Annotated in this window: 21 protein-coding genes; 8 read left to right on the forward strand and 13 right to left on the reverse strand. The window is 28.2% G+C overall.

The window, feature by feature from the left end:
* Window positions 1–234: 234 nt before the first annotated feature.
* From EV144_RS05645 to EV144_RS05655, 3 genes are all read left to right on the forward strand, one after another.
* Entirely contained in the window at window positions 235–639 is a 405-nt protein-coding gene (locus EV144_RS05645; RefSeq protein WP_134146950.1) for a T9SS type A sorting domain-containing protein, read from the forward strand.
* Window positions 640–1,124: 485 nt separating this feature from the next.
* Window positions 1,125–1,532, forward strand: coding sequence for a secretion protein (locus EV144_RS05650; RefSeq protein ID WP_134146952.1), 408 nt, complete (start codon window positions 1,125–1,127; stop codon window positions 1,530–1,532).
* Window positions 1,533–1,890: 358 nt separating this feature from the next.
* Window positions 1,891–2,274 (forward strand): secretion protein, encoded by a 384-nt coding sequence (locus EV144_RS05655; RefSeq protein WP_134146954.1) that lies wholly within the window; start codon window positions 1,891–1,893, stop codon window positions 2,272–2,274.
* Between the two features lie 96 nt (window positions 2,275–2,370).
* Here the strand turns inward: EV144_RS05655 and EV144_RS05660 are convergent, their stop codons facing one another.
* From EV144_RS05660 to EV144_RS05720, 13 genes are all read right to left on the reverse strand, one after another.
* Window positions 2,371–2,997 (reverse strand): murein L,D-transpeptidase catalytic domain-containing protein, encoded by a 627-nt coding sequence (locus EV144_RS05660; RefSeq protein ID WP_134146956.1) that lies wholly within the window; start codon window positions 2,995–2,997, stop codon window positions 2,371–2,373.
* Between the two features lie 208 nt (window positions 2,998–3,205).
* Window positions 3,206–3,586 carry a hypothetical protein gene (locus tag EV144_RS05665; protein WP_134146958.1) on the reverse strand — a complete coding sequence of 127 codons (381 nt, stop codon included), beginning with the start codon at window positions 3,584–3,586 and terminating at the stop codon, window positions 3,206–3,208.
* 190 nt (window positions 3,587–3,776) lie between these two features.
* Complete coding sequence (locus EV144_RS05670) at window positions 3,777–4,175, reverse strand: SMI1/KNR4 family protein (RefSeq protein ID WP_134146960.1); 399 nt, start codon at window positions 4,173–4,175, stop codon at window positions 3,777–3,779.
* A gap of 161 nt (window positions 4,176–4,336) precedes the next feature.
* A complete protein-coding gene (locus tag EV144_RS05675; RefSeq protein ID WP_134146962.1) occupies window positions 4,337–5,920 on the reverse strand; it encodes a T9SS type A sorting domain-containing protein in 1,584 nt (527 codons plus the stop codon).
* Window positions 5,921–6,212: 292 nt separating this feature from the next.
* On the reverse strand, window positions 6,213–7,136 hold the full coding sequence (locus EV144_RS05680) for a hypothetical protein (RefSeq protein ID WP_134146963.1): 924 nt from the start codon (window positions 7,134–7,136) through the stop codon (window positions 6,213–6,215).
* A 55-nt stretch (window positions 7,137–7,191) separates the two neighbouring features.
* On the reverse strand, window positions 7,192–7,893 hold the full coding sequence (locus tag EV144_RS05685; protein WP_134146965.1) for a hypothetical protein: 702 nt from the start codon (window positions 7,891–7,893) through the stop codon (window positions 7,192–7,194).
* Window positions 7,894–7,944: 51 nt separating this feature from the next.
* The gene (locus EV144_RS05690) at window positions 7,945–8,703 is read right to left on the reverse strand and encodes a hypothetical protein (RefSeq protein WP_134146967.1); all 759 of its coding nucleotides are present in this window, start codon (window positions 8,701–8,703) and stop codon (window positions 7,945–7,947) included.
* Window positions 8,704–8,732: 29 nt separating this feature from the next.
* Window positions 8,733–8,939 carry a hypothetical protein gene (locus tag EV144_RS05695; RefSeq protein WP_134146968.1) on the reverse strand — a complete coding sequence of 69 codons (207 nt, stop codon included), beginning with the start codon at window positions 8,937–8,939 and terminating at the stop codon, window positions 8,733–8,735.
* Between the two features lie 19 nt (window positions 8,940–8,958).
* Complete coding sequence (locus EV144_RS05700; protein ID WP_134146970.1) at window positions 8,959–10,878, reverse strand: hypothetical protein; 1,920 nt, start codon at window positions 10,876–10,878, stop codon at window positions 8,959–8,961.
* 56 nt (window positions 10,879–10,934) lie between these two features.
* On the reverse strand, window positions 10,935–11,822 hold the full coding sequence (locus EV144_RS05705; RefSeq protein WP_134146971.1) for a hypothetical protein: 888 nt from the start codon (window positions 11,820–11,822) through the stop codon (window positions 10,935–10,937).
* A gap of 241 nt (window positions 11,823–12,063) precedes the next feature.
* Window positions 12,064–13,098, reverse strand: a complete 1,035-nt coding sequence (locus tag EV144_RS05710; protein ID WP_243854620.1) for an AAA family ATPase — start codon at window positions 13,096–13,098, stop codon at window positions 12,064–12,066.
* 3 nt (window positions 13,099–13,101) lie between these two features.
* Window positions 13,102–13,368: a helix-turn-helix domain-containing protein gene (locus EV144_RS05715; RefSeq protein ID WP_243854621.1), complete on the reverse strand. Its 267-nt coding sequence runs from the start codon at window positions 13,366–13,368 to the stop codon at window positions 13,102–13,104.
* A 176-nt stretch (window positions 13,369–13,544) separates the two neighbouring features.
* Window positions 13,545–13,817, reverse strand: coding sequence for a helix-turn-helix transcriptional regulator (locus tag EV144_RS05720; protein ID WP_134146974.1), 273 nt, complete (start codon window positions 13,815–13,817; stop codon window positions 13,545–13,547).
* 110 nt (window positions 13,818–13,927) lie between these two features.
* On the opposite strand from EV144_RS05720, the gene EV144_RS05725 reads away from it, so the two are divergent.
* The 5 genes from EV144_RS05725 (at window position 13,928) to EV144_RS05740 (ending at window position 17,440) form a co-directional block, all read left to right on the forward strand.
* Window positions 13,928–14,506 carry a hypothetical protein gene (locus tag EV144_RS05725; RefSeq protein ID WP_134146975.1) on the forward strand — a complete coding sequence of 193 codons (579 nt, stop codon included), beginning with the start codon at window positions 13,928–13,930 and terminating at the stop codon, window positions 14,504–14,506.
* A gap of 487 nt (window positions 14,507–14,993) precedes the next feature.
* Window positions 14,994–15,620, forward strand: a complete 627-nt coding sequence (locus tag EV144_RS05730; protein ID WP_134146977.1) for a hypothetical protein — start codon at window positions 14,994–14,996, stop codon at window positions 15,618–15,620.
* Between the two features lie 6 nt (window positions 15,621–15,626).
* The gene (locus EV144_RS24110) at window positions 15,627–15,773 is read left to right on the forward strand and encodes a hypothetical protein (RefSeq protein ID WP_166670542.1); all 147 of its coding nucleotides are present in this window, start codon (window positions 15,627–15,629) and stop codon (window positions 15,771–15,773) included.
* Window positions 15,774–16,033: 260 nt separating this feature from the next.
* Window positions 16,034–16,597, forward strand: coding sequence for a tyrosine-type recombinase/integrase (locus tag EV144_RS05735; protein WP_134146978.1), 564 nt, complete (start codon window positions 16,034–16,036; stop codon window positions 16,595–16,597).
* Window positions 16,598–16,693: 96 nt separating this feature from the next.
* Complete coding sequence (locus EV144_RS05740) at window positions 16,694–17,440, forward strand: hypothetical protein (protein ID WP_134146980.1); 747 nt, start codon at window positions 16,694–16,696, stop codon at window positions 17,438–17,440.
* Window positions 17,441–17,476 lie beyond the last annotated feature (36 nt).

Raw genomic sequence — 17,476 nt, forward strand, 5'->3', positions numbered from 1 at the left:
TAACAAATTGTAAGAAATACGGAAGATTTTACAATACATTAAACTAGAAGAAACATTAAATAATAATAGGTGAATTTAACAAAAACGATTAATTATATTTAAATTTTAACCTATAACGGTTTCGTAAATGAGAATATAGCACACAAATTGGAAAATTGTGTTGTGCAGAAATATCCATTTCAGAAGTAATTTAGCATCAGAGAATTAGAACTATTAATTTAAAAACTGAATGCCATGAAAAAGATTGTTAGATTGAGTTTAGTATGTGCTGTACTTTTTTCAGGAATAAGTACTTATGCAATTGATGGAAATGAAGATTTTAATCTTCATGTAATTAAAATGGATGGAAAAGTGATCACTTTCGCACTTAACAAATTGCAAAAAGCAGACCTATCTATTTATGATAAAGACGGATCTCTAATTTATTCTGAAAAAGCTTCGGGTAAAGATGGAATTTTAAGAACTTTTAATTTAGAAGAATTTCCAGAAGGAACTTATTATTTAGAAGTTGAAGACAATACAAAAACAGTAAGACACGAAATTACAATTTCTGATGATGCTTCTGTTTTATCAAGAAAAGCGGTTTCATCTGTTTATAAAGCAGGTTTTGCTGGAAATACTGGCGTAGCAGTACGCTAAAAAAGTTATACTGCATACAGTATAAAAGTGAGGTTAGATAGTTAGTAAGTTTAAAAACTTTTAAAGTTTTAAAAACAGCTCTTTGTGGTTATTGAGCTGTTTTTTTTGCTCTATACTCAATGTATTATTTAACCGCAAAGCGCAAATGAAAAACGCAAAGGTTTGCAAAGCTTTTATAAACTTTGCGAATCTTGTGAAACCTTAGCGCTCTTTGTAGTAAAAAAAACTATTCGAGTCACTTTTCTAAATCTTTAACAAATTGTAAGAAATATAGAATATTTTACAAATACTTAAACTACACGAAACATTAAAATATAATTACCATTTTAACCAAAACGATAGATATAATTTAAATTTTAACCTATAACGGTTTCGTAAATGAGAATATAGCATCGAAATAAGAAAATAGAGATGTGTAGAAAATTCAACTTCTGAAGTAATTTAGCATCAGAGAATTAGAACAATTAATTTAAAAACTGAATGCCATGAAAAAGAATTTAAAATTAAGTTTAGTATGTGCTGTACTTTTTTCAGGAATGAGTACTTATGCAATTGGCGGGAACGGAGATTTTAACGTTCAAGTGTTACAAGAAGGAAATGGTAAGCTGATAACTTTTGCTTTAAACCAAGTTAAAAAAGCAAACTTAGCAATTTACGACAAAGACGGAGTTTTACTTTACTCTGAAAGTGCAACTGGTAAAGATGGAATCCTGAGAACTTTTAGCTTAGAAGAATTTCCAGAAGGAACTTACTTCTTAGAAGTTGAAGATAATGTAAAAAAAGTGAGACACGAAATTACAGTTACTGATAATGCTACAGTTTTATCAAGAAAAGCAATTTCTTCTGTTTACAAATCTGATTTTGCAAAAAATTCAAGCGTAGCAGTTCGCTAAAAAGTTTAAAAAGTCGAAAAAAAATGTCATTAAGAACAGCTCTTTTACGGTTATAGAGCTGTTTTTTTATGCCCAATTTTAAGTTAAAATTGTTAGAAAATTAATTTATCGAAAATTATTCTTAATAAATTTTAAAGTGGTGATTTTATTGCAAAAAAAAATGTTTCAAAAAAAAACATCCACCAGCCCAGTATTTACGTACATAGCACAAATAAAGCACCGAAAGAGTTTCATTTCAGCAACTTATAGGTTTAAAAAACCTGTTTTTTTGCACAAAATTTAAATTTCTATTTGTAGTTTTACGCGTTCCACTTTAATAAATAACACTTAAAAACAATTAAAAACAATTTAAAAAAACATGACAAAATTCACCAAATTGGGCTTAGTAGCCGCCGTATTTTTGACTACTATTTTAACCTACGCAATGGATGGAAAAGGGGATTATATTTTGAATATAAAAACCGGAAATGGAAAAGTAATGACTTTTACATTGAACAACATCGAAAAATCTATTTTTTCTATTTATGATGAAAACAATAATTTGTTGTACACAGGCGATGCGTCTAACAAATTAGAGATTTCAAAAACTATAAGTTTAGAAGGTTTTCCAGCCGGAACTTATACATTAGAAGTAAAAGAAAATGACAAAGTAGTAAAACATGAAATTAATGTTGCTGCTAAAAAAGTTAAAACAGTAAAACTAGACGAGTCAGTGAACGAGAGTCCAGGTTTTCGTCGCTAACCGCCTTTTTTGCCCAAAAAAGTAAAAGACAGCCTATTTTCTTAGTGCTGTCTTTTTTTATTTAAGATATTATAGTTTAAACAGGGATTTGGTACATTAATAATAAATATCCAAAACAATCTTTTTATTCGAATTATCAATTATTTTTTCGATTCTCGCATAATATTTTTCATTTACCATCGGACAACCATAACTTAAACAAATCGGATTGATTTGTTCTTCGTACGGAACTTTACTGTATTTATGCAAAACAATATTCCTCAAAAAAGCATTATCATTTGTTTTGTCTAAACCATAGAGTTTATAAGCTTTTCCAAATTGTCCGTTATAACTATAACCTATGTAATATTTTCCTAATGAAGTACATTTGGAGTCATTAACATTACTAAATTTTAATTCTCCTTCAAATTTAGTTTCCGAACCAAAACCATGAGCAACCAAACCTTCGTCTATAATTTTATCTTTTTGCAAATCATAAACAAAAAATCGATTTCTTCCGGACATAATTTTCATGTCTATAAAAAAAGCAATTTTCTTATCGTAACCAGAACCACTTGCAATTAGCTTTTTTATTTCTTGAACTCTTTTTGAAAGTTTTAATGCTGTTTCTTTATCCTCTTTCTTGGATTTAATTATTTCTATTTTTTTAGAATTATCTAAAAGTATTTTTAAACTAAAAAGTATAATAATGAGAAGCAGAAAGTAGAGAATTGTTTTTTTCATTTTATTGATTGTCTTAATTGTACAAGTGTTTCCAATAATCTATTTTCTCATGCTAGCGCTCGTGAACGCAATCTAAATCAAATATTTATTTCTAATCTTTTTAACCACTATTCTACTTAATTATTCACATAAGCCAATCTTTGCGTGCACGAGCGGGACGCTCGCGCCAGCGACGCAAACTAGACATATTAAAATTTGTTTGTAATTACTATATTTTGTTAACAAACGTAAGCGCTTCCATATTACTCATATTGGTCATGGACAAAATTCCGTTCTTATTTTCATCAATTCCATTTATTTTAAAACAGAATTCATCTCCATCTTTGTCCATTAAAGTTAAGTATTCAATAGTATCATCAGAATTATTTCCACAGCTATGTGAGATCGTATATTTATACGTTACTGCAAAAATATCCTTGTTATAACTGTAAACCTTTCCATCCTGAGTAAACATCCATTTTATACTTCGGTTTGCATTATTATACCATGTTCCAATAATTTTTTTTGAAGAAGGATCTACACTTTGGCTGTATCCAAAAGTAGTGTGGATTTGAAACAGTAAAATCAAAATTAAAGATAGCTTTTTCATACTTTTTAGTGTTTAATTGTGTGTTTGAATTAACTACATATTTCAGAAATTATTTTCTCTTACAATGAAAAATATTTGAGTATTAAAGGTATAAAATATTTAAACTACTTTTCTGTAACATATAAGACTAAAATATTTTCATGCTAGCGGGACGCTAGCCCCAGCATGAGAATATTTATAAATACATAGCTTATTTATAAGCCCATTCAAAAAAATCTTCAATAGTATCATATGCCTTATAATACTCACCATATAATAAACTACCCTCATAAAAGAATATTCCTTCTCTATTTCTAATAAAGCCAACATAATCGCATCCAAAAGCATAATCGACTATTGGAATGAAGTCATTTTTATCTAAAGAAATATAGATTTCTTTAATTTCATTCATAGGAAGTAAATAACATAAATGTTGATTTGTGTATTCTCTTGTATTTTGTCCATTCATCAATAAATACAATTGAATTAATTCTTCTGAAAAGCCAAAATTAATTATTCTCTCTACCTCCTTAATTTCTTTTATAGAACTTGGTAAATTAATTCCAAATTCTAGATTTTTAAATTTATTGAACCATTTTAAATTATTCATTTTCGCAGCTGGCGTGAGCGTCCCGCTCGTGAACGCAATCTAAATCGATTATTTATTTTTATTTTATTTTTCAAAAGGTAAGTCAATCTTTGCGTGCACGAGCGGGACGCTCGCGCTAGCGGGCAGATCAATTATAAAGTTTTTTATATTCTTGTTGGGTATTATTTTTTTATAATCTTTTTATTTACGGAATAACTTCCATTAACCTTAATTTGCATATTATAAATACCATTTGGTAAGCGTGATATATCAACTTTATTATTTTTGTAATCTGATATATTACTTACAAGCTTTCCGTTTAAATCAAAAACCTGAGCGCTTTCAATAGTGTAATCATTATTTGTATTAATGTTTACAAAATCAGAAGAAGGATTCGGATATACTGATAAAAGGGGTTGTTTATCAATTGATACTGTGCTCAAATTGTTTGCATATTTCCAAAAAACATTATCTTTTCCATAATACAAATTATTTTTATAAACAATTGCATCCCATACATTGTTGAGCGCGCTAATATTTTCTGCTGTGTGCTTATCTTTATTAAATATCCATCCTTTCCTTTCATATTTTTCATCTACTGCCGAAGTAATAAAATAATCATTATTATTAATTGGATAAATAGTTGCAACATTAAAGTCTTCAAAAAATATAAAAGGTCTTGGTGCTGCTGGAGAAAGTTCTTGTAAAGCAGCTATCGAATAATTATTTAAATCCATAGAAAGCAAAGAAGTACCTCCAGTATTATTTGGACCACAGAAAAGTAATGAATTATCCGATTTTACTGCATTTGAAGGGAAAAAATATTTAGAACCAAAACCAGAATAGACTACTGAGGTATTTTTATTTTCTAAATTATATCTCCAAATTTCGATTCTATAGTTATCTGCCGCAAAAAATAAAAAATAGAGATTATTATCTACTTTTATAACAGTACTATAATTCACCAAAGTAGCTTGTGCATTCCATAAACTTGAAATAGCTTTTGTGTTATTTAAAGTTCCATCTGTCTCAAATAAAGAATACCTGCTTACAAAATACAACTTATCTCCATTTTCAATATACTGAGATAATGCTGATGTACCTCCTGGCCCTGATCCATTTCCATCTATTTCTCCAGTTATAGCAAATGTTCCATCAGCTGTTCCGTCACTTCTCCAGACCCTTGAGTTGTTACTAAGATAAGGTTGGAATGTAAAAATAAAAGTATTATTACATTTTCCTTCAAAAGTTACCTCGTTCCATATTGGTAAATTATCTTTTACTAATACAGTACCTTCCGAACTTCCGTCGGTTTTCCAAACTTGTAATATATTTTCTGTTTTAAGTAAAAAATAAATTGAATTTCCTACAGCAGTAATCGTCCAAACCCTTCCTTTTAGAAAATTTGTTACTTTTATCGTTCCGCTTGCTGTACCATCTGTTTTCCATATTTCACCATCAGAGGTTTCATCTTTTCCGATAAAAAATAATTTATCATTTAAAATTGCAGAACGTTTTTTTAGTAAATCCTGACCGCCATTCTCTTTTCCGGGATATATATCTTTAACAAGAGAAGTACCTCCCGTGGTTCCGTCACTTTTCCATAACTCACGCCCTGTATCATCGTTGCCGCTTAAAAAGAAAATATTATCCTTATATTCAATAAATCTTAGAGGAGTAAGGCTATTAAAGGAATAAATCTGCTGTTGGGCATCAGTTTTTGCAATTACAAATATTAAAAGTAATAAGAGTAGTTTTGTTTTCATTCAGGTTGTGGTTAATTATTTATTGGTTTACGAAAGTAAATATATAAGGATTTAAGATATTATTATATTCAAATAGAAGAATTTAAAAATAATTAAATTAAAAAACGCATTCAATTAACTTTAAAAGCTAATTGAATGCGTTTCAAAAAATTATAAAAATAAATATTACATATTCCTTCTATACTGATTAATCCTTATTTTACTAGATATTATAAATATTTTAGTCAACATATAGTCAATATATTCAAAAAAAAATTAAACTTTCAGACCTAACTACATTTTGAATATAAAACTAAATTACCAATAGAAATTCCTTGATTTTAGTGCTAGTATTTTTTAAATTATGCAAGTACGAATGGATTACAGTAAAATGTTTTTCCGTGACTAATTCCATGTCTAGCAATGCTGAATTAACTTCATTTCCAATTTCATTTACTTGTATGGCATCTAAATCTTCTGGCACGTATTCGTAAGCTATCTTAATGAGCGGAACAACAAATTCACTATTTAATTTAGCTCTATCTTTTAGACCTGAACTATCCATAATCGAATTGTCATTTGAAATCTTATCTATTAATTCTGAGTATCTAATAATGAATTCATCATCACCATTAAACTTCCATTTTTTCCTATCTCCTTCCTCAGAAAGTTCGACCTCAGCTCGATGATGACAAATTGAATAATATTTAGTGTATAAAAGTTGACGATATTGATAAAACTTAGCCTCATGATAATTATATTTTTTCATATAGGTTCTAAATTCATCTCGTAAAGATTCCCTGAAATCATAAAGCGTATATAACAATGTCATTAAATTGTTTATTTTCTTTATAGCTTCAATATTAGAAAATCCAATCTTTTTGTACAGGTACTTTATGTCTATAAACTGCAAAAAATCTACCTGAATATCAGGATGAAATACTAATTTAAAATCTCTGTTAGCATTATACGTTTCTAAATCTGTAATTTGCTTTTCAATTGAGCTATTTAATTCAATTAGACTATTTTTAAAAAGTGCCACTTCAGAGTTTTGAATTTCTGAATCTTCAAAATTTTTATCTGACTTTTCTTTTTGATAAACTTTTTCAGCAAGTTTAAAAGCAAAAAAAATGCTTAACCCACTTACTAATAAGGAACTTATTAATGAGAACCAATCAAACCAGTTAGGTGTGCTTTGACTAAAATTTCCAAATTGTAAATTAAAAAAAGAGTTCATAATTCTATTTTATAAATGTAAATTCAAGCTTTTTGAAATAAATCTGGATAATTCTTTAAGCAATTTGATTTGATTTTAACCAATCTACTAACTCTTCATAAAAACTAGTGGAAATATCTCTGTAAGAAACAAATATATCTTTATTTTCTAAGTCATATTTCTTTGTTCTCTCAACTAAGCTTAAAACAATATTAAACAAATTATTATCGAGCTCTTGCAAAGTTTTTAAAACAAAAGTATAGTTATGCTTTTTATTTGTATCACATAAAATAGCTACTAATTTACCAATATAAAAATCAACAACGCTAAAATTTATCGTTCCTCCGATTCGATAATACTTTTTTAATTCATTCAATTCGTTATCGTTACATTTAAAATCATCATAATCTAGCAAAAATTTATCCTCAATAAAACCTAAAGAATTATAAATTTCAAACATCTTTAAATGTTCAAGACAGTTTCCGATATGCTCTAATAGATTGTATGATAATAATCTTCCTAATGTTGCGTTTTGCGCAATAGTTAATTTTAGTGATGATGATAGATAAAATTCTTTATGACTCAAATAAATATGTAATAATTCATGAGTAAATGAATTGGAGCAAATATTTTTATAATCAATATAAATTATTGCTTTATTCCCTTTTACATAAACACCGTACTCCCTATTATCAGATTTATCAATAGATATATCAAATTTATCATTTAACAAATTCCATAAATCAGAATTTCTTTCATCAACTAATTTTTCAATCATAAATTATTTTATTAATAGTTCTAAACAGTATATTTTTACATTCACAATGAATTACCTTTGCCCTTTAGAAGAAATTGCTTGAGTTTTTATATCAAAAACGTGAAAAGCAACATTTGCTTTATTTCTTGTGCGTTTATCATCTGAAATAAAATAATCACAAAATGAACTAAAGTAAGCATGGTTGGAATCCCATAATCTCGCATAATTAGATTTTTCATTGTATTTATCTTTCCAGTACCCGATTAAATCCAACAATTCAAAAACTCCCCCAAATTTATTATGCAAGCCAAAGTTGTCATTATTTGGAAATTGGGCAACTGCATGGTCAATTAATCCTAGTAGTGAGAAACCTCCAAATGCTTCTTTTTTCTCATTAATCTGTTCAACAACTTCAGCTGGATTATAATTATTTAATTTTGTTACATCTATGCCTAATTGATTTCTGAAAACATTTTTTTGCTCTTCACTAATGTTATTTACCATTACTTTCATCATGTCTTGAGCAAATTCTACATCTTTGATAGTTTGATAAACTACAGAAGGTTTTTCAACTTGTTTATACACAATTTTAGAATCCAATTCATGAAATAAATAGTTATTGTTAGTTATCTCAGTAATTGTTCTAAAACGTTGTTGCAGCCTGCTTTTAATTTCTTCAGTACTTCCTTTAATTTCATTCGCCTCCTGTAAATGAGCATGTGAATAAAAAATTTTATTAATATTAGCGTCTACATTATTAATTAAAATTTCTGTAGTAATATTATTCTGTTCAATGTCAATTATAATATTATTATCAAGATAAGCGTTCATATTATCAAAAGTTAGAGTGTTACAAGTTCTTAAATGTTATAATATGTTTCTAATTGAAAACTTTCTATTAATTCTAAATGAGAATTAAGATTTTGTTCGTCAATTTCAATGGTTAAAAGCAAACCATTTTCTTTACTCCTATTCATTTTCGAAAAAACAATATAATCTGTTTTTATTTCTCTAATTACAGGAACTGCCAAATCATAATTTTTAAAATGAATCTGTATTTTTATCATATTTAAATCTTTAAATGTGTCATTTTTTTCTTTTAGGTTTAGTCCCTCCTTTTTGAAAATAGAGGTCTATTTCTTGCGATGCTTTATTTAATCTAAAAGAAGAAACCTTTTTCAGTGCTTTTCTGTCAACTAGGTCTCCTGTATCAAGAAAATATCCTAAAAAATCTATTTCATCGTCTACATCAATGTTTGGATTATTATAAAGAGGTATACGTTTTTCAAGATATTCAATAAAATCATCTTCATTTTCAATTATTTCTGAGAAAATCATTAAATCGAATAAACTACATGTCCATGCAAACTCAATATCCTTTTCAATCACCCCCATAATTTTTAATTCATGGATATTTGCAATATATCCAGAAAGATGCTCCAAAGTAATCGTTATTCTGAAGGTCTTCTTTAATTTATCGACTACAATTATGTTTTTTTTGTCATCATAAAATTCAGGATTAGAATCATCTTGAATATATTTATAAGCTCTGTGACTTTGATATGCACCATATCCTACTGTTTCTGATAATTGTCCACTTAAACTCTTTAAAGCACCACGTTTTGACGGAGCTGATAATCCACCTGCTTTCATTTCTATTATATAGTTCGCTTTATCCGAAACTATTAACAAATCCAGTTCTGTTTCAATTTTATTACCAATCTTATCAACTTGACCAGGTCTGTATTTAAGATTAAGATAAGATAACGAGTTGGGTATAAATTTTGAAAACAATTTAAAAGTCTTGTTTTCCAAGTAATTATCACGTGATTTAGAATATTTATTACCTAAAAACTTTTGTTCATAATACACTTTGTCAGCGTCTAAAATCAATTTTTCAGTAATAGAAAATAAATTATTTGTAAGAACATTAAAGCCAAATAGATAATGACTTCCACCATAAGAAATCACTGGTTTTAAATTAGACTGACTGTCATTCAAAGGCAAACCAGAAAATTTTGGATTTAGAAAATCCAAATTATCTCCAAATTCAATACTAAGAGATTCTACAATTTTTTTATGAATCGGTTTTCGATATCTTATTTTATACAATTCTTCAAATTGAGCTATGTCGTTAATTCCATATCCGCTTGGTTTATTTTGAGTACTAACAAAATCTGGATTGTCTACTAAAAAATTAATCATTGGCTTATCATCCCCCATTAAAAAAGAAGCTATACCCTGAGCTTTTTGCCATTCTTTAAATCTCTCATATGCTTTCCAATGTGGTATGCCATTTTCAAGAATTACACGACAATAATATGAATCCTCTAATTGCAATATAGTTTCTAATATATCCGCTGTGTTAAAACCATAATGTTTATGTAAAAAATCATCATGTCCAGAAAAAAGTTCTTCAAATATGGTATATATGTGTTGCATGTAACCATTTCCACGCATAAATAGAGATTCTAAAATTGTTTTGTAGCGTAGATGATTTTCAATTTCCGAATTTTTAGAATCTACAAACTCCGTCATCACATAGTGATTATATGTTTGTCTTGTACTTAATAACAACTCGATTAATTCATTTAATATTTCAGATGTTGGAGAAACTTTAGGGTTATTTTTTAATGCAGTCGAAAAACTTAGTCCATATTCCACCGCTAATTGTGAAGCTCCATCATCTTCAGAATTATCATGATTAACAAATAAATTATAGCATAATCCACCTAGTAATTGAAAATTGTCATAATTTGAAAAGATTTCAGTAATTCTATCAATTGATACTTTCAGTGTATCCAACAATTGAGGGCGATTTTTTTTTATGCTCTCAATTAGTTCGTTCTGTTGTTCCTGAGTCCTATTTGTTTGTAAAAATACGTTTTTTCCTTGCCTATATACTTTAACTCCATTTGTATTAAACTCTTCATAATTAGAATTAGTTCTTTTTTTCTTAGGAGTTTTCTTTTTATTCTTTGATTTTCTACCACGACTTAAAGGCATACTTTTATAATTTATTATGTTCAAAAAATCTTAACTATCAAAAAAACAAAAACTTTCTATTCGTAATCTTTTTTAAGTTTTGAATATTCAAAAAACTCTACGTGCGCATCATTGTAAATACTCTTAACAAATGTTGTGAATTGAGCTCCATTTACATTACGCAACGAGTCAAAAACTAATACCACAACTAACTTTAAATTTAGGTTAGTTTTAAATAGTTTTTCAAGTTTCTCACTTTGTAATAAAAAATCTTGAATCGATAGTTTTAATTTTTTATCTGATTTATTTGTTTCCCAGTATTTAATTTCTAAAATATATACAGTTTCTTTATTTTTTCCCATAGCATCAAGTTGCAATTTACCATAAGCAGTTGAAACGGAAATGTTTGATTGGAATACTATATTATATTTTAAGCTTAACTCTTGAACAGCCCAGCTTTCTGCATTTTTATGTATTTTCACCAAATCATCCTTAATCATTAGATTATTTTCATTTTGTGACTCAACTATCTTGGGCAATTCTAAATCTGGCGTTATAGGCTCTATACTTTCATTCTGTTCGTTTAAATTATCCTCTAAATCTATAATTTCTTCCTTAATTGGTGCTGTCTCTAAAGTTATGACCTCATCTAACTGCTTTTCATATATACTTTTATTATCTAAAACTTTTATAAAAGAATCATCACCTCTAAAATCACTAGGAGCATACAATTTAGTATGATGAAATATTACAAGTAGAACAAATGCCAAAAGGATAATTACGGGGAATAAAATTATAAACCATATTAAAGGTAATCTTTCTTCTGGCGTTATAAGGTTTGCTATACTTGAACTCAATACGAGACAAGCAAACCCGTAAATGAGCGATACAAATAAAGCTATTATCCCTAATGGGTTCTTTGTTAAACCTTTTGAATTATTCAAGAAATCTCCAATATTATTCATTTTTAATTTTTACAGTTATTATCAAAATAGCTACATTTAGTTGTTAGTTCACACATAGTAAATGTAAGTTTTATCGTAATGCTAATATATAGTATTTTTTAACACTTATAAAGTTTTCGCTTATTGTGTTCATTTTTTAAAAGTGTAAACATTATAAATATGAACAATCTTAATTCCAAACTTTATATTTATTCTGTTTATGGTGTTCATGCTAAAAACGTGAACAACGTGAACATGAACACTATTTTTTTAGATATTTGTTTACGACTCCTAGAGATATACATAATTCTGTAGCAATTTGTCTTTGTGTTTTACCAGATATTGATAATTCTTTAACTTTACCAATTATATTCTCTTTGTCCGTTTTCTTAAATTCTTTCAGATGAGTTCGTTCTTCAGCGTAATTTATAAACTCAAATTCCAGAAAATTTTCAGGTTTTGATATTTGGCAAACACATACATTTTCAGAATCATATATTTGTTCCGTGTTTCTCTGTTTTAGTTGTTTTAAGTATCTCAAACTAGAATCTGAAGAACTCTGTCCAATTGCAAATGCACTATCGCAAAAATTACTTAACATTTTACTTCCAGCTATATCATTAATACTTAAAGGTTTTGACAAATCTCTCTTAGGTGTATGCCCAAGAACCAATATTGATAATTCATGTTTGTTTTTTAATGCTTTCAATTGTTTCATTAATGGCAGTGCATCCTTAGCAGACTCATTTCCATTTTTAAGAAAAGTGATATTGTCTATAATAATTATTTTTGCACCTGTTGAAATAATTGAACGCTCTAAAGAATCACACAGATAATCTTCAAAATCCCTACCATCTGGCACTTCGGCATCACTATTAATTTCTATCCTTATAAAATTGTCATCGAAATCATAATGCTCGCTATAGTCTTTGGAATATCTATTTTCAAATTGCTTAATTGAAAGTTCAAAATCAAAATATAAAATAGCCTGTTTTGGTGAATCTAATTTGAAAGGTGCTATAGATTCATTCTTGGTAATACTATTTCCAATTTGGACAGCAAGAATAGATTTGCCTAAATTTGTATCTGCAAAAAGAATACACAATTCACCTTCGCACCAGAATTCGCCAAAAAGCATTTTGGGAATTGGTATATTCTTAGCCTCTTCAATCCATTGAGTAGCAGATTTAATAGTGAATAATCCAATATTATCATTTAGCCCTCTTGAAACCTTTTCTATCACAGCCACATCGCTTGTTTTAATGCTTAATTCCACTTCTTTACACATATCTACCATGACTTATGAATTAATAGGTTTAACAGCTTCTAATACTTCATGGCGCTTATAGTATACACGGTTTCCTATACCGTAACTTTTTAATTTTCCACTTTTAGTATGTTTCCATAAACTTGTCTTATTAAAAGAAAGAAGTTCACATACTTCATCTCTGGTCAATAACACATTTTCAGCGTTCATTTTTTCTGGAGCTTTTTCAAACATTAGTACTTTTAATGCTTCTGCTAATTGTTCAATTGTAATACCGTTTAATAAGATTTGATTATTCATTGTTATCATGTTTAAGATTATGATGCAAATGAAGATTAGGGTATTTTTAGGGATTCCCTAATTCGTATAATCAAAACAGATAAAATTAATAACCAATTGATTTACAAAACTTAAAACAATAAAAAAAAACCACTTCAAATTAAAGTGGCTTTGAGTTTATGTTTTAAATCAAAAAATTATTTATTTGAAAATGGTTGCAATTCAAAATTAAATAACTCCTGCAATGGTACTTCTAAAGTACGGGCAATTTTAAATATAGTACTAATAGTAGGATTTATTCTGACTGTCTCGATTCTAGCAATTTGAGATAATGTTAATTCGGAACGATAAGCAAGTTCTTCTTGTGAAATCCCCTTTTCAGAGCGTATTTCCTTAAGTCGCTTGGCAAGCAACTGTAAACCTTCTTGGTCGAAGATTAATTTTCGGGTTTTAGCTTCATCTTTTTTCACTTCATCAAAATGAAGATATAAATAACAAAATCATTATAGCACTTGTGCTATAATTTATATATTTGCCATACAATAACAAATAATGTTCACTTTAAAAACCAAAAACACAAATGAGAAAAGTATTTTTCCTAGAAAGAAATCTAAAACTAGATTACAAAATGTTTTATAGATTTTTATTGATACTGATAGTTTCAATTCTATCAGTTAGTTGTAATGACTATCCAGCTGACCTAAAACTCAAGAAAAAAGCAAATGATTTACGATATGATAAATTATCTGTTCAGGCAGACACATCAAAAACCACCAATGATTTTGAGAAATTATTAAATGATTATACCGAATTGAGTAACGATATAACAAGCTTTAACGGTGACTGTCAAAAAAGGGGAATTAGAAGTCGGGATAAACACATTCATGAGGTTCTAAAAGAAATAGCGCATTGCAAACAAGTATTGGCTACAGCCAGCCGATATGACTATGATTCATCATCAACATCATCAAACAGCAGTTCTTATTCGTCAAGCAAAACCTGCTCATGGTGCGGAAAATCTTTCAGTGGAGAGCACTATACTCATTTAGGCAAAATGTCAGATTGCTATAGAACAAATTCCACAACATCAATAGGATATTATTGCTCACAGAAATGTTGCAGTGAAGCCCGTAAGAGCTCATGTCCTACTTGCAGATAATCTTAAAAAGTTACATATTTGATATGATTAGACCATCCTGTTAGGATGGTTTTTGCTTTTAAGGCGTATTGTTTTATAGGAAAAATATTCATATTGCAATTTTAAAAGAGCACGTATCCTAATTATGAGACAATCCCTGCTATCCCAAGAACACCCCTGCATTATGCCCCCCCATGCCTTATCTTTTATGATAAAATAGTTAAGATTTGTAATCTGGTTACCTTTCTTATATTGCCCAAAATACATCTAATTTATATGCTATTATGATGCTGTGAACAGATTTTAATATATATTTTCAGGATTTCGGCATGATTGTATCACTTTGACACAGAAATTATCTAGTCCAAAAAAAATATTTTTCAAAAAAGTCCCAATAAGCTACACTTTGAAGAATTTGTTAGTATTTATTATACAGATGCTTGATTAAAACCCTTGTATGGAGTTCTTGCATCTAAATAACAAAAAATAAATAGGAACAGATTAAAATATGAAATATGAGAATATAATAGAATTTAAAAATACTACCAAAGCCAGTAAAAGTAAAATATATAGATTTTACAATAAGAATGAAGATTTATTTTCAGCTACTATGCTAAAAAATGGAAAGAGAATATTTCCAATAGACCACGCACGCTATTTTAACAGTGAGGTAATGTTTGATGAAAATAAGATTCTCAGACAGGAAAACCAGTCTATGAGAAATTTAATTGATTGTCTGGAAGATAAAGACAGCCTGCAATCTACTTTGTGGCAGATGAATTGGAGTTTCTTCTTTACTGTTGCCTACAAATTAGACCGTAAAAAGAACAGTTGTTTTAAGCAAATGCACGGGGTTTATGATTATTTAGTTGAAAAGTATGGTAACACAACAGATTTAAGAATCTTCTTCACTACTGAACCGTTTACCAACCGAACAGGATATCATAACCATTTTGTAATATATATTGAGGATAAGAAACTACATAAGGAAATTGTAACCGATATTCAAGCATATTTCAGCTACGATAGAATTGATGTGAGCCAATATGATAAATATAAAGCAGGATTGTTTTACATGTCAAAAGATGGTCTGAACGGGGAAGACTGGGATTTTATCAATACCATCAAAAAATAAGTAATCATGAAAATAAAATTAACCTTATCTCAACTAAAAAAGATTCTGGAAAAAGAAGACCTAAAATTTCCAATTATTTTTAAACAGTCAAATTTTACACCCAAACAATTTGGTGAACTTTCAAAATTACTGCAAAATAGAAATCGAAGCTAATTTAAAAAAGTTCATTTCTATATTTTATGTTCACAGTGTTCACGTTTCTATTTATAAACAACGTGAACAAAAAAATCCATAAATACTCAAAAGTTTCACTTCTAATAATAGTGAAACTTTTTAAGTTAACTGAACCCCTATAAATAAAGGGCTGACAAAGATTTGGTAATTCTTGTCAGTAAAAAAGTTTCACTTTTGAGTGTTTTTATTTGTTTTTGAAACTTTTTGTCTGTATTTTTACATTAATAAACAAGAAAGCCATGAGCCTAAAAAATTCTTCTACTACTAGCGATTATTTAAATTTTGATTCGACTTTGAACAAAGCAATAAAAATTATCAAAACCGATAAGAATTTCAAATTAGGCTTTTTGATTGTATTCGGAATAAATGCTGGATTAAGAATATCTGATATATTGGAATTGAAACATGAAGATTTACAAAACAATTCTATTTCTTTAGTCGAATCAAAAACGAATAAAAAAAGAGTAATCAGATTAAACGATAATATTAAAAATGCTTATTCTTTACTAAAAGAAAGATGTTCAGAAAATACAGGTTATGTATTCACCTCAAACCAAAATACAGTTTTTAGCTCTCAATATGTTAATCGTAAATTAAAAGAAATCTTAGGTTCTAAAAATCTAGCAATTTCTACTCACAGTCTTAGAAAAACTTTTGGTCGCCAAGTATGGTCAAACAACAATGAGACAGATAAAGCACTTTTATACCTTAGCGAGCTATTTAACCATTCTTCACCAGCAATTACAAAAAGATATCTAGGAATTAGACAAGAGGAACTAGATGATATTTACATGAATTTGTAAGGCTATTTAATAAAAATATTTATTTTTACTAACTGCAATTAACATAATTTAAAGTTGATTTATAACTTCAATAGTAACATTCCTAAAAAGTTAAACATGAGCACTAAACACGAAATAGACACTTATTCAAAATTAGAACTTGGAGGAACTTTTTTTCTTGAAGAATCATTTCGTTATTTACATACTGCTTTGAAGTCCGAACATAGTTCAATATTATTTTCTGAAGAGTTAAACCTTATTGAACCATCTAAAGAAGACCGTGAAATAATTAACAAAACACACTTACCCGATAATGCAGTTGGAATTTTACAATCAAACATACCTGATGTTCTGACAAATGAAACGATAAGTTTAATGTCAAACGCTTGGCAAAAATCTCAATTAAGAGCAGAAACTGAAAAACACAAATTCGGACTGAATCATAGAATAGACTCAATTGAAATATTAGGTCATTTAAATAATTTTGGTTTCTTTATAGAAACTCTTGTAAATAGACATTTACTCTTTTTAAATCAGACAGGTGTAATTGACGAGTTTAGCTATGCTAGAATTTCCATTTCTAAGATAATGGAACGTTTAATTTATATTTTTAAAGATGATTTAAACAACAATAAAGTTCATTTGAATGAAATCACCAACCTGTTCAGTTTAAGAAATAAGACAGTACATTTTACACCTGACAATGCCATTGCATTGAAACCAAAAATATCGGAGCTGATACAAATATGGAATCAAAGTGTAAAAATTATTAGTAAATTAGAAAAAAAAGAAAAATTTAATGAAGAAAGCTTTTCAAAAAGATTAGAAAAGCACATAGCCGAAATTAAAACTAATTGGACATAAACTCAAGTACACAATATTTTACAAAATTAAAATATT

The organism is Flavobacterium sp. 270, assembly GCF_004368785.1.
Classification (GTDB): domain Bacteria; phylum Bacteroidota; class Bacteroidia; order Flavobacteriales; family Flavobacteriaceae; genus Flavobacterium.